11 protein-coding genes are annotated in these 11,878 nt (G+C 70.8%); 3 read left to right on the plus strand and 8 right to left on the minus strand.

Annotation, left to right across the window (positions count from 1 at the left end):
• Positions 1 to 1,494: 1,494 nt before the first annotated feature.
• The 4 genes from ACIRRH_RS31695 to ACIRRH_RS31710 all read right to left on the minus strand — a co-directional run bounded on the left by ACIRRH_RS31695 (position 1,495) and on the right by ACIRRH_RS31710 (position 4,882).
• Positions 1,495 to 2,472: a hypothetical protein gene (locus tag ACIRRH_RS31695; RefSeq protein ID WP_403074205.1), complete on the minus strand. Its 978-nt coding sequence runs from the start codon at positions 2,470 to 2,472 to the stop codon at positions 1,495 to 1,497.
• Between the two features lie 132 nt (positions 2,473 to 2,604).
• The gene (locus ACIRRH_RS31700) at positions 2,605 to 3,849 is read right to left on the minus strand and encodes a tyrosine-type recombinase/integrase (protein ID WP_403074207.1); all 1,245 of its coding nucleotides are present in this window, start codon (positions 3,847 to 3,849) and stop codon (positions 2,605 to 2,607) included.
• Complete coding sequence (locus ACIRRH_RS31705; RefSeq protein WP_403074209.1) at positions 3,849 to 4,148, minus strand: helix-turn-helix domain-containing protein; 300 nt, start codon at positions 4,146 to 4,148, stop codon at positions 3,849 to 3,851. Before ACIRRH_RS31705 ends, ACIRRH_RS31700 begins: the two co-directional genes overlap by 1 nt.
• A gap of 125 nt (positions 4,149 to 4,273) precedes the next feature.
• Entirely contained in the window at positions 4,274 to 4,882 is a 609-nt protein-coding gene (locus tag ACIRRH_RS31710; RefSeq protein ID WP_403074211.1) for a helix-turn-helix transcriptional regulator, read from the minus strand.
• Between the two features lie 123 nt (positions 4,883 to 5,005).
• Here ACIRRH_RS31710 and ACIRRH_RS31715 point away from each other — a divergent pair, with 123 nt between their 5' ends.
• Positions 5,006 to 5,263: a hypothetical protein gene (locus ACIRRH_RS31715; RefSeq protein ID WP_403074213.1), complete on the plus strand. Its 258-nt coding sequence runs from the start codon at positions 5,006 to 5,008 to the stop codon at positions 5,261 to 5,263.
• An 87-nt stretch (positions 5,264 to 5,350) separates the two neighbouring features.
• On the opposite strand, the gene ACIRRH_RS31720 is transcribed toward ACIRRH_RS31715, so the two are convergent.
• Complete coding sequence (locus ACIRRH_RS31720) at positions 5,351 to 6,124, minus strand: phytanoyl-CoA dioxygenase family protein (RefSeq protein WP_403074215.1); 774 nt, start codon at positions 6,122 to 6,124, stop codon at positions 5,351 to 5,353.
• Positions 6,125 to 6,332: 208 nt separating this feature from the next.
• On the opposite strand from ACIRRH_RS31720, the gene ACIRRH_RS31725 reads away from it, so the two are divergent.
• Positions 6,333 to 7,400: a hypothetical protein gene (locus ACIRRH_RS31725; RefSeq protein WP_403074217.1), complete on the plus strand. Its 1,068-nt coding sequence runs from the start codon at positions 6,333 to 6,335 to the stop codon at positions 7,398 to 7,400.
• Here the strand turns inward: ACIRRH_RS31725 and ACIRRH_RS31730 are convergent.
• Entirely contained in the window at positions 7,394 to 8,017 is a 624-nt protein-coding gene (locus ACIRRH_RS31730) for a hypothetical protein (RefSeq protein ID WP_403074219.1), read from the minus strand. The two genes, ACIRRH_RS31725 and ACIRRH_RS31730, sit on opposite strands and share 7 nt — an antisense overlap.
• A 299-nt stretch (positions 8,018 to 8,316) precedes the next feature.
• Complete coding sequence (locus ACIRRH_RS31735; RefSeq protein WP_403074221.1) at positions 8,317 to 9,138, minus strand: hypothetical protein; 822 nt, start codon at positions 9,136 to 9,138, stop codon at positions 8,317 to 8,319.
• 274 nt (positions 9,139 to 9,412) lie between these two features.
• Here ACIRRH_RS31735 and ACIRRH_RS31740 point away from each other — a divergent pair, with 274 nt between their 5' ends.
• The gene (locus tag ACIRRH_RS31740; protein WP_403074223.1) at positions 9,413 to 9,904 is read left to right on the plus strand and encodes a hypothetical protein; all 492 of its coding nucleotides are present in this window, start codon (positions 9,413 to 9,415) and stop codon (positions 9,902 to 9,904) included.
• 128 nt (positions 9,905 to 10,032) lie between these two features.
• On the opposite strand, the gene ACIRRH_RS31745 is transcribed toward ACIRRH_RS31740, so the two are convergent.
• Complete coding sequence (locus ACIRRH_RS31745) at positions 10,033 to 11,700, minus strand: hypothetical protein (RefSeq protein WP_403074225.1); 1,668 nt, start codon at positions 11,698 to 11,700, stop codon at positions 10,033 to 10,035.
• Positions 11,701 to 11,878: the final 178 nt, after the last annotated feature.

Raw genomic sequence — 11,878 nt, forward strand, 5'->3', positions numbered from 1 at the left:
CCATCCGCAACGAGTGCTCTCCCGGCGGGCGGAGATCGGCCGGTCCGCGACCCGGAGACCGGCCAGATTGTCGAGTGCTCTTCCGGCGTACGGAGATCGGCCGTAGGCGTACCCGTCCCCGGCACTGAGGCGGTGGCATTCTCCCAGTGGGCGGAGATCGGCCGGCCATGATGCAGCATCGTGCTGCCCAAATCCAGTGCTCTCTCCCGGCGGGCGGAGATCGGCCGTGCTCGACGTGCCACCCGGTGCCGCGGCCGGCGTGCTCTCCCAGCGGGCGGAGATCGGCCGATGATCCTCCCGGTCTCCGTCCTGGTGGTCATGTGCTCTCCCGGCGGGCGGAGCTCGGCCGGCTACCCGGCACATCGGGCGGACACAGGTCGTCTGCTCTCTCGGGCGTACGGAGTTCGGCCGACCACCATCATGGAGGTGGCCAGGCTGGCATAGCGCCCTCCTGGCGTACGGAGATCGGCCGAACCGGTCACCCTCGACCTGGGTTCCGCGCAGGTGCTCTCTCGGCGTACGGAGCTCGGCCATATGTCCAACTGCGGGGCGATCAGCAGATCGGGCGCTCTCCTGGCGTACGGAGCTCAGCCGTTCAACAACGGCCAGCCGTTCGCCGAACGGCTGTGATCTCTCGGCGTACGGAGATGGGCCGCCCGACCCGTGCGTGATCGTGGACCGGACGAGGTGCTCTCCCGGCGGGCGGAGATCGGCCGACAGAGGGCGTCGACTCCACGCTCGCGGACCTGTGCTCTCCCGGCGTACGGAGCTCGGCCGGTGACGGGGGATGGAGGCGAGGCCGAAGCGCTCTCCCGGTGTCCGGAGATCCGCCGTGCAGCAGCGCCGCGTTGAACGAGACGCTGGGGTGCTCTCCCGACGCATGGAGATCGGCCCTAGGCGGCGAGGAGGCCGCCGCGGTTGGGGAGGTGCTCTCCTGATGGGCGGAGATCGGCCGTGGGCGCCCAGACTGAGGCGGTTCCAGCCACGGTGCTCTCTCGGCAGACAGAGATCGACCGTACCGCGCGTGCGACGCCACCACCCCGATCGCGTGCTCTCCCAGCAGGCGGAGATCGGTCGCCCTCGTGCACCCAGCAGCCGCTCTGGCGGATGCGCGCTCCTGACGGGCGGAGCTGGGCCGTGGATGGCGCTGCTGTCGCTCGCCGCGGCACGGTTCTCTCCCGGTGTACGGAGATCGGCCGCAGGCCATTCTCAAGCAGGAGGACAGCAGCCTGTGCTCTCCCGGTGGCGGAGATCGGCCGATGGCGCTCGCCCAACAGCTCGCCAGTACCGTGTCTTCTTCCGGCAAGGGGAGATCGGCCGGCCACGGTTCAGCCGCCTGCCGTCGCAGAGGCGTGCTCTCCTGACACGCGGAGAACAGCTGGCGGGCCGAAGGGGCATGTTGTCGTCCCAGCCAGGTGTGCAGGAGTCGGCCATCGGCCAGGTGATGGTGAGGACGGACGGGAGTGCCCGAACACACTCCCGTCCGCGTGGGGTTCAGCCGCCCAGCGAGATGTCGAACTGGTTGAGCCAGTGGACGTCGCCCTTGCCCGCGGTGGCGACGACGCCGGCGGTGAGCCAGATGAACGTGGGGAGGAAGTCGTCGCCGAGCTGGTCGGCGGCTTCGTTGACGGTGGCGCCGGACGCGCTGGGGTGACCGATGATGCCGGCGATGTGCATGACCTTGCGGCCGTTGGCGGTGCCGAGCGATTCACGGACCCAGTCGACGGCCGCGGTGGCGTCGTTCGGGCTGAGTCCGGCTTCGCGGGCGCCCGAGAGCCAGCCCGCGAGGGCGCCGAAGAGGAGGGAGGCCATGAGGCCGGCGGCCTCCTCGCCTTCCGTCGCCGCCGCCCGGTCGATGCCGAGTACGACGCGCATGGCGATCCGCGGATCATGCCGGTCGATGATGGCGCTGATGACGTTCCGCAGGCTTTCCAGGGGAGCATCGGGCTCCGGATGTTCGGGCTGCGAGCGGTGACCGCGCTGGTGCGCCTTCACGGCGTCGGAGAACGCCTGGACCTCGGCGGCGCTGAACAGGTGCCGGGTGTCCTCGGTCACCACATACCCGAGGTCGCGCCAGGCGTGGACGAAGGCCGGATCGATCCCGGCCTGTTCGGCGAGCACCGCCATCTCGCCGAGCATCCCGGTGATGCGCTCCTCGGGCATCGGGCGGGGCTCGTCGGCGTCCGGGTCGAAGAACAGCGGGTCGTCGGGACCGGGCTCACGCCCGAACTTCTCCCGGAAGCGCTCCAACTGACGCTGAACGGCGTCCTGGAGGCCTTGTCCGGTCTGGCTGTCGGGATGCCAAGAGACTTCGTCGCCCTCGTCGGTGCGGCGGCGCTGAACGAAACGCGGGTCCAGGTGCCGCTCGGCGACGGTCCGGGCGTGTGCCTCGTTGAAACCTTCTTGCCGCCGCACCTCAGCGGCCCTGGCGCGGGCCGCGTCCCGCTGGCGCCGCGACTTCTTGTTCGACATGGCAGCTTCCTCTTCCCCGGACTCGGCTGCACGGAGCCTAGCGGCACAACGGGCAACTCCGTGCAGCCGAGCAGGGAGACCTCCGTGTGCGTTGACACGGAGGTCTCCCTGAACAGCCGGGGTGGGTTGGTGTCAGCTGGACAGGGCGAGTTGGCGGATCTGCTCGATCTCGACCTTGGGGCCGGGCAGGCCGCGGCTGGCGTTGATGTAGGCGGTGAGTTGGGCTCCGGCGCGCTGGACGGAACGGAGGTCGGGGTGTAGGTAGCGCTGGGTGGTGGTGAGTTGGCCGTGGCCGGCGATGCGCATGAGGACGTGGGGCGGGACGCCTGCGTCGGCGAACCACGTCAGGGCGGTGTGGCGGAGGTCGTGTCGGCGTAGGTACTCAAGGCCGAGTTGGAGGACGACGTCGTCCCAGTGGGTGGCGTCGCGCAGGATCGCGGTGGTGACCCGGCCGCCGAGCGGGCCGGTGAACAACCGGGCGTCAGGGCGGTTTCCGACGCGGGAGATGCGCCAGCCGATGTTCGGGCGGAGCTCGGGGATGATGGGGACGTCCCGGGCCCGCTTGCCCTTGGTGCCCTTGTCGAGGAGGCCACCGGGGCCCGGGGTGGTCTGCCGACAGACCCTCCAGATCCAGTTGTCGGTGTCGATGTCCCCTGCGCGGACACCGGAGACCTCGCCGATACGGGCGCCGGTGCCGCCGGCGAAGCGGACGATGTCGCCCCAGCCCTCGTACTTGCCGAAGGAGGCCTCGACCAGGGCTTCGGCGAGGCGGTCGAGCATGTCCCAGTCACGCAGGGCCAGGCCGCGCGGTTCGAACTCCTCGTCCTCGGCCTTCTTGATCAGCCTCTGCCAGCCGTGCAGGCGCGCGGGGTTGATCTCGATGATGCCGTCGCGGATCGCCTGCTCCATGACCCGCACCCACACCGCGATGGTGTTCTTGAGGGTGGAGACGCCCGCGCCGTCGGCGATCCAGGAGTTGAGGGCGCGGTCGGCGATGCCGGCCGAGATGCTGGCGATCTGCAGGTGGCCGACGGTGGGCTTCACCCTCAGGCGCCAGCCGGCCAGGTAGGGGTCGTGGGTCTTGAGTTCGAGGCCGCGCATGGCGAGGTCCATGACGGAGTCGCCGTAGTCACCGAGTTCGGTGGTGGCCAGTGCGACGCTGACGCCGCGGTTGTTCGCCTTGATGATGCGGTCGAGCCACTCCTGGGCCTCCGGCCCGGTGGAGAAGCCGCTGGAGCGCGAGGGGCGTCTGGTCGGGTCGACCGGGTCGGTCCAGCGCACGCGCGCACGGTAGGGCGAGAGGCGGTCCGGCCGGTGCTCGATGTCGGTGTAGAGCTTGACGCCGACCGGTGCGTCGATCCGCTCGGGCGCGTTCATCACGCTGCCACCCCCGGTATGACGCGGCGTTCGGTCAGGTAGTCGGCCAGGTCCTGGTGCCGGTAGGAGATCCGGGCGCCGATGCGTACGTAGGCGGGGCCCTGTGATGGCTGCTGGGTGCGCCAGCGGCGAAGTGTCGCCGGGCTGACCTTGAGGATCTTCGCGGCCTCCGCCTGGGTGTAGAGGAGGCTGGGTGAGCCTGCGTCCGTGCAGATACATACCGGTGCGGCGGAAGGAGTGCGCGGGGACCGGACCGAGTTCCTGGCGGTGCGGTTGGGCAGGGTTGGGGCGTGCGGCATTATGGTGTCGGCCTACTCCGGTCGAAGGCTGGGGAGGTCGGGTCTCCGAGGCGGGCGGAAGCTGGCAGGCGGATGCCGTCTCGGAGGCCGTGATGGCCGGGGCGGGCCCGGCGGGGAGTTGTCGGTCAGGTGCCCTCGCGGTCGATGTGGGAGAGCTCGGCGGGCAGCGGGGGCGGGAAGAAGTCCTGATCGCGCAGCGCCCGGCGAGCGGTGAGAAGATCACTCCGGTCCGTCTGCGCGACCTGCTCCAGTTGGGCGGCAGAAGTGTTGGCACGCTCGTACTCGTCCGGCGGTGCCAGCTGGGCGTCCCGGCGGCGTTCGGCGGCCATCCGGGTGGACAGCAGCGCGGTGCGGACGAGCCGGTCGTGGCGACGGAAGGCGTCAAGGACGGCCTGGGGCGAGCCGGCTTCCGGGGGTTCCGGGAGGGCCGTGCGGTCTTCGCCGGTGAACCAGGCGACCAACTGCCACGGAGTGGACTCCGTGTGTGGCGTCGGATGGGCCGTCGGCCCCTGGCCGAGCGGCAGGATCAGGCTGACGGGTGGCATCTCCAACGCGCGCGCCAAGATGAGGAGTTCTGCTGGAGTCGGCCCGTTTCGGGCGCCTTGCTCCAGCTTGGCGATCACTTGCCGGGTCATCGGATAGCCGAGGTCGGCGCATCGGGCCCCCAAGGCCTCGGCGGACAGCCCAAGCTGTGCTCGCCGGCGTTTGATCTCGCGAGCGATGGCCGCGTCCACGGCGGCCGACCATGTTTTCTGATCCATATAGGAACAATACCTCATTGACCTCGATCTGGATCAGATCATATGGCATGGTGTTCTCTAAAAGGGAACACTTTCTTGTCTGAGTGGGAGCGTCCTATGTCGCGCAACGTTGTCCAGGCCCGACCCGGCATGACCATCGCCCAACTGCTCGAACTGCCGACTGTGGTCGACCTTGATACCGCCAACCGCGCACTCGGTCTCGGTCGCACCCGTGGGTACGAACTGGCGCGGCAGGGCGACTATCCCGTGCCGCTTCGGCGCGACGGTCGCTCGTACCGGGTGCCCAGCGCGCTGCTTGCGTTGGAGCTTGGCGTCATTGTTCCCGGCGGCGGAAGGCGGTCGGCTGCTGCGTAAGGGCATTCGGCCAAGAACCCATCGAGCGCCTGGCGGCAGCCGCCCAGCTCGGTGAGGGCGAAGCCGGCGTGGCCGGAGAATGGCCTATCACCAGCTGCCGGACGCCACAGTGCCGGGTTCAGGCCCCACTGTGGTGAACTCCAGCAAGGGGTCGATGACCGCCTCGCGCCACCGCTGGCGATGGCCGTCGGCGAGCAGGCGGAAGTACACGGTCTCGCGCCGTTCGTCGCGGGTGGTGCCGAAGTGACCGCCGATGTTGTGGGCGAGCAGGTAGTGCGCGAGGACCAGGCTGCCGGCAGAGCCGGTCACCTGCAGTGGGGCAGGCAGATCCACGGGCGGATAGGGTGCAGCGCCGCGTAGCGCGTCGGCTCCGTGCTCGCGAAGCCAGGCGGCGGTTCCCAGGTGAGTGCCGGGCCAGACCCACAGATTGCCGCGGTCGCGCTCCCGCTGGTCGGTTAGCAGCAGGCCGACGAGAAGGGTAAACGTCCCTGGGCGGCCGTCATCCTCGGTGGGGGTGAGACCGTCGATGTGCGGGCCCCCGGGGTGGTGGGGGTGGGGAGGCAAGGTGAACGCCAGCTGAGCGACCTCGGGTGCCGGAAGGCCGAGCCCTACGCGTAGGAACGGCTGGACAGCATTGGTGATCCCGCTGATCTCGTAGAGGTCGCGCAGTTCGGTGTCTTGGGCCAGTGGCGGCCACAGGAAGTAGGGGCCGGTGCGGTCAGATGCGGGCGGGGTGAGGGCGATGTGCCTGCTGAGCAGTGAGCGCCAGCGCCGGATCAGCCCAGCGGACAGGACATCGGGCAGCACGCAGTAACCGTCGCGGCGAAATGCACTAATGGTGACGGGAGTTGGTGTCTCCATCACATCATGGAAGCGATCGACGGGCGATCGGCGCAACGCAATTCCCGATCGGTGATCACGGGATCCGGGCCGCAGTAGCGGAGCCGGCCACGCGGTAGCCTGCGTGAACGCACGCCTGATGCCCTGTTCGAGGAGCCGACGCTCTTGGCGCGTTGCTTCAGGCAGGACAGTATGAGGCTGGGGCCGGCTGGAGAGGAACAGGACCGACGTGCAACCGAACGCGTTGTTCGGGCAACTGGCCGCCGATGACGGCTTCGGCCAGTGCCGGGAGTGGGCGGAGTGCCTGACGGCCTGGGCGGAGCAGCGGATCGGTGGTCTCCAGGGCCGCGAGGAGACCGTGCTGCTGCTCGCGGAGGCCTTGCATCGCTTCCCGCGAACGCCGCTCGGGTTCGGCGCGCCGTTGGTGACGGCGTCACTGGAGGAGGTGGCGGCGTCCGTCGGAGACGGGAGTGTAGTGGCTCGGCAGGTAGGGCGCGTGCTTGCCTGCCACCGCGAGGCCGTGACCTCCGGGTCGTCGTCGGCGGTCGGCGCGCGTCGGCATGCGTTGGCGGAGATGCTGCGGGAACGCCCCGACCGCGGACTGGGGGCGGCGCTGGCGGGGAGCGCCGTGCTCGGCAACACGGCCGGGGCGCGGGCCAGGGCTGTGGTAGACGACCAGGGGCCTTCCGCGCCGCCGCGCGTCAGCCTGTCGCTGTACCGAGATCACGACGATCCGCCGTACACCCATGACGACAATGTCCTCAACACCGGTGTGTACGCGACCGGCCCTGGGGCCTGCGACTTCCTTCACGAAGGCACCGCACATGGCCTGCTCCTGGCCTCTCTGCCGGGGCTGGACGACGACGCGGTCGAGCTTGTCCTCGGGCGGCTCCTCCACGACAAGTTGATCGAGGACGTTGTCGGCATCGTCTCGCCGCGCCGGTGCGCGGTGCTGCTGGAACGTGGATCCCGCGGGCCCGACCGGTCCTGGTCACCGCTGCTGGTCGAACTGGACACCGAGGAGGACCATGCCGTCTGGGCGGGGATCGCCTTGCGGGAGTGGACAGTGTGGGCGGCGTTGCGCCGGTTCGACCTCACCGACCGCGATCCCGGCCAGGTGCGCGGGCGCCACAGGCCGGACGCGGTACTGCCGCACACCGGTGCCGTACAGGTGGTCGCGCCGGACGGCACGGGCAGCACGGCCAGGATTGCCTCCGCCAGGCTGATCGACTGGCAGGCTCCATGGTGGCGCCGCAATTCCTGGGACCTCGGGCCCGGGGAAGCGGGCGATCAGTAGTCGACTTCACCCGTCGATCCGGCGCGAAGCACCGTGATCAGGGCGCCGATGGCGAGTTCGGCATCCAGCAGAACCGGCGGGTTCTCCGGGATGGGGCCGGGTTCGAGGTCGTCGGCCGTCAGCCCGCGGGCCGGGCGCAGTGCGGCGCTGCAGCTGTTAAGCAGCTCGCCGAGCGGGCCGTTGACCATGGCTGCGTACTCGCCGAGGGCGTCGAGGCGGCGGTGGAGCGTGCGAAGCCGGTCGGCGCTGCTCGCCGCTTCCGTCTCCGTGTCGTCAGGGCGGAGCCTGGTGAGCAGGTCGTACGCGACGGCGCGCTCGTAGTCGTCGAACACCCACATCCGGCGATTGAGGGACCGCGAGGCCATGGTGAGCGGGGCGCGGACGGCGTCCTGGCGCGGTGTCGCCGCGCCGCTGTCGGGATCGGTGCAGGCTTCCTGATAGGTGAGCTCACCGGCTTCCAGGGCCTGCCGTACGATCTCGCGCAGCAGCGCCTGCGGGGACAGCAGCGGCAGGTGCGGGGTCCAGGAATGTCCACACGGGCAGGTCAGCTGCGCGGGCTCGCCCCAGCGCCCGACCACGGTGAGGTCGCCGTCGCCGCCGCAACTTGGGCAGTTCACGGCCGGGAAGCGCTCGGCCGTGTCCGGGGAAAACCGCGGGAGATCGAAGGATGTCCCTTGTGGCACGTGGTGGCGAATGACCACCTGCAGGTTCCCGGCGGCGTCATGCCCGAGCCGCCTGGTCAGGATTCTCCACGTCACCGGCTCACCCTAGCCGTACGGCCGCGTCGACGGCGTCGGCGCCGACCGGGGCGAGGTGCTCGGGCCTGGCGGGCGGCTGCGTGCGCGGAACCGGGTGCGCAAGGGCAGGACGATGCCCACTTCCGTGGGAACTGCCCCGGTGCCGGAGCACCGGTCGGTCAGTAGTCGACGTTGCCGGTGGCGCCGGCGGTGAGGACCACATGGACCGCGCCCAGGGCGCCGCGGGCGTCTTCCAGGACCGGCGACACACCGGACCACGTCACACCGGGCTCCAGGTCGTCCATGGTCATCACGCCGATCGGCCGCAACCGGCTCGCGGCCCGCGCCAGGAAGAGCCCCAGGCGCCCCCGCGTGGACCGGCTGCACGCGGCCAGCGCCCGGTAGTTGTCCACGACCCACGCGAGACGTTCCTCCTCCGTACGGCTCTGCCGGGACAGGGCGTCCAGGGCCTGGGGGCTCCAGTACTCCCGAAGGCCGGCCCGCGTCAGCAGGTCGGAGGCGATGCTGCTCTCGTCGTCGTCGAAGACCCACGTCCTGCGGTTGAGTTCACGCCCGGCCTCGTCGACCACGGGCCTGACGGCGTCCTGTAGCGGGTTCGGATGAGTGTCGGCCGCGTCGACCTTGATCAGGCGGTAGCGGATCGCGTCGATCGGCCCTCCGAGCGCCAGGCGGACCAGCTGCCGCAGCAGCTGCTCGGGCGGCAGCCCGGGCAGCAGGGGTGTCCAGGAGTGCCCACACAGGCAGGTCAGCTCGGCCGGGTCACCCCAGGCGCCGGAGACGGTCAGGCCGCGGTCCGCCATACACACGGGGCAGTGGACGTCCAGCGCGGTCGCGCCGTCGGGCAGCGCGCTGCTGGTCCAGAACACCTGGCCGCGCCTCCTGGCGACGGCGGTGTAGTCGCTGACGCGATGGCAGATCTCCAGCGCCACGGTGCCGGCGCCGTCGTGGCTGATGCGGCTCGTGGGGAACGTCCAGGTCACCTGCCCAGCCTAGGGCCGACGGAGTACGGCCGTCACGGAATTCGCCCGCGATCGGCGGCCGACGTCGCCTGACGGCCGACACGATGGCCAGGGCGCCGAGGGCGTGTTCAGCGTCCAGCACTGTGGTGCGCGTTCACGGGACCGGCAGGCGCGACACCGTCACCGCGTCGTTCGGGAGGCGGGACACCGTGCGGTACCGCAGGACGGCATCCGGGAGTCTCGGCCCACGCCGACGGCGAGCCCCGAGGGCAAGGCGAGCGCTAGCCTCCCCCTCATGACGCTCACCCAGGCCGAACGGATGCTGATCGGCTTCATACGGCAACGGGCCGAACTGAAACGGTCCTTCGACCGTATGGGCACCGTCGACTGGGCATACCGGTCGGTGTATGACGTCCTGCTCGCCCATGGCCAGTGGTGCACTCCGGCGGCACTTCCCTCCGGAGTCGGGCCTATGCCGGAACGGCACTGCTACGCCAACGCGCGGCGTACCGAACTGGCGTACCCGTCCCTGGTCTACGCGGAGGGCTGGGCGGTCTCCGTGCGCGCCGGTATCCCGTTCGCGCACGGCTGGTGCACGACCGCCGAGGGAGTGGTCGTAGACCCGACCTGGTCCTGGTCCGGCCCCGGAGGCAGCGCCTACGTTGGCGTCCAGTTCACCGACTCCGCGCTTCGCCCCGGTGTCGACGGCGGCGGAGTCCTGGAAGATCCCGCGACCGCCTACCCGCTGCTGCGCGACGGCTGGCCCCTGGAGCAGCCCCTGCCGTAAGTGGCCGCCCCCGGCCGGCTGGCGGACCGGGGGACGCGGGTGACGCGCTCGCCGATGCGCCGGTGAGGACCAGGCGGAAGACGGGCACGCGGTCGCCCTGCGAGCGCCTTGCCGCCGGCCTGCCGGGGCTACCCCTCCTCGCCGCGGCGCATCTGCCACAGCACCAGCTCAGGCAGCAAGCCGGGTGCGGGAGGCCACGTTGCGGTGGGCCTGCGGCCGGCGACGGCGCCCGCGTCGTACGCGGCACCGGGAACGCTCGCGGCGGACAGCAAGCCCGTGAACCATCCCATGAACGCGGCTTGCTGGACGAACGCGGCTTCGTCCGGCTGCGGAGGTGTCCCGCTCTCTGCCCGTTCCACCTCGTCGTAGTACTGGCTGGTGGCCTTCACCGCGTCGGTGAGGTTCAGGTGGTCGGCAAGGAGAAGGCTGGTCTTGGTGAGGTCCCGGACGCCGCAGTCCCGCTCGCCCGCGTCGTCGAGGAGGATCAGCTCACCACCGTCCTGACCGGCGGGCTGGTCGAGGTAGGCGAGGAACAGCCGGATCTGCGGGCCGTCCTCGTCCACCACACCGACCCCGGGGAGAGGCAGGCCGCGAAGCGCTCGCGCGGGCACCTGCTCGTCGGGCTCCTGGCAGTAGCCCGTGCCGCCGTGCACCAGGGCGTGTCGCCCGCCGCTGCGCCAGGCACCGATGGCCGCGATCCGCACCGCGTCCCAGAGCGCCTGTTCCGCGGGGACGCTCCACTGCTGGATGAGCCAGCGGGCGACCTCGCTGACGGGCATCCAGCACCACGGCTCCCAGAGCCCGTGGTCGCGCACCCGCAGCTCCTCCAGCTGCTCCAGGACCCCGGGGTATTGCTGGAAGATCTCCGTCTCCCGCCGGTTCCACCGCTCGGCGGCTTCGCGGTACAGCTGCGCGGTACGGCGAAGGGCCGGGGGAAGCTGGTGGTCGAGTTCGGCAGGGAACGGGCCATGGGAGGGCCCGGGCGGGGGTGTAGACGGGTCGATGCCGCCGATCTGTGCGCCGTGGGTGCCGAACAGCCGGGAGTGCCGGGCGGCGGCCCGGGCGAGGATTGCCTGCCGGGTGGCGTCGGCGGAGGCCGTGGTGGCTACGCGGACGCTGCGCTGCTTCGCCTTCTGCGCGGCCAGTGCGCGCCCGATGGCAGGCGACGGCCGCTGCTCGGAGATCTCGGTACCGCTGGCGGTGAGCGCGTACCAGGAGGCGACGACGGCCCGTAGCGGCCCGGCGGAGTACGTGAGGCCCTCCGGCAGGTCGGCCTGGATCAGACGGGAGTCCAGGACGGGAGGGAAGGGCAGGTGCAGATCGAAGTCCCGCATGAGGGGGACTTGTCGGTTGACGGTGCGAACGTCGGACCACCAGGTCAGGTGCACGCCTGGCCCGAATCCCTCCATGGCCGGGCCCCAGGAGGCGGCCACGATCGAGAACTCGCCGAGGTCGTGCAACGGCACCGTGGTGACGAGCAGGCCGGACGGCGCGGGCAGGACGTCCTCGGTGAACACCAGCGGCACCGTCCGGTCCGCGGCAAGCGTCCGGACGGCCTCGACCACGGGCGTGTCGAGGGCGAACGTCGTCCCGGCGGCGATGCGGCGCTCCTCGGCCGCGACGACCCGGTCGACCCGCTGCTGGCGAGGCAACGCCGTCCACGCGGCCGGGCACAGAAGCGGGTGGCCCTCGGACTCGATGTAGCTGTACAGCTCCCGGCTGTCCGGCGACCGCAGGAAGCGCAGATGGTCCGCTCGCAGGCCGGCGGCCAGATCGGGAAGCTGATGCTGGGACATGGTCGGACCGTAGTGTGTCAGCAGGCCCGTGGCCAAGCCGCCGGCCAGGGTCCCGCTCGCCGGACACGCACGCACCCGGGACGGCGGCCGGGCTCGTCAGCTCCACGGTGATGCCGGGGCCCTTCGCGGAGCTCGCGCACCGCGGTCACCCGGTGGGATTCTCTGCGCGCTCGATCCC

This window comes from Kitasatospora sp. NPDC101235 (genome assembly GCF_044767505.1).
Lineage (GTDB): Bacteria > Actinomycetota > Actinomycetes > Streptomycetales > Streptomycetaceae > Kitasatospora.

Bases quoted from the DNA above. Each gene is read 5' to 3' on its own strand.
- ACIRRH_RS31695 (WP_403074205.1), bottom strand. From the start codon at position 2,472: ATGTCGAACAAGAAGTCGCGGCGCCAGCGGGACGCGGCCCGCGCCAGG.
- ACIRRH_RS31700 (WP_403074207.1), bottom strand. From the start codon at position 3,849: ATGAACGCGCCCGAGCGGATCGACGCACCGGTCGGCGTCAAGCTCTAC.
- ACIRRH_RS31705 (WP_403074209.1), bottom strand. From the start codon at position 4,148: ATGCCGCACGCCCCAACCCTGCCCAACCGCACCGCCAGGAACTCGGTC.
- ACIRRH_RS31715 (WP_403074213.1), top strand. From the start codon at position 5,006: ATGTCGCGCAACGTTGTCCAGGCCCGACCCGGCATGACCATCGCCCAA.
- ACIRRH_RS31720 (WP_403074215.1), bottom strand. From the start codon at position 6,124: ATGGAGACACCAACTCCCGTCACCATTAGTGCATTTCGCCGCGACGGT.
- ACIRRH_RS31740 (WP_403074223.1), top strand. From the start codon at position 9,413: ATGACGCTCACCCAGGCCGAACGGATGCTGATCGGCTTCATACGGCAA.
- ACIRRH_RS31745 (WP_403074225.1), bottom strand. From the start codon at position 11,700: ATGTCCCAGCATCAGCTTCCCGATCTGGCCGCCGGCCTGCGAGCGGAC.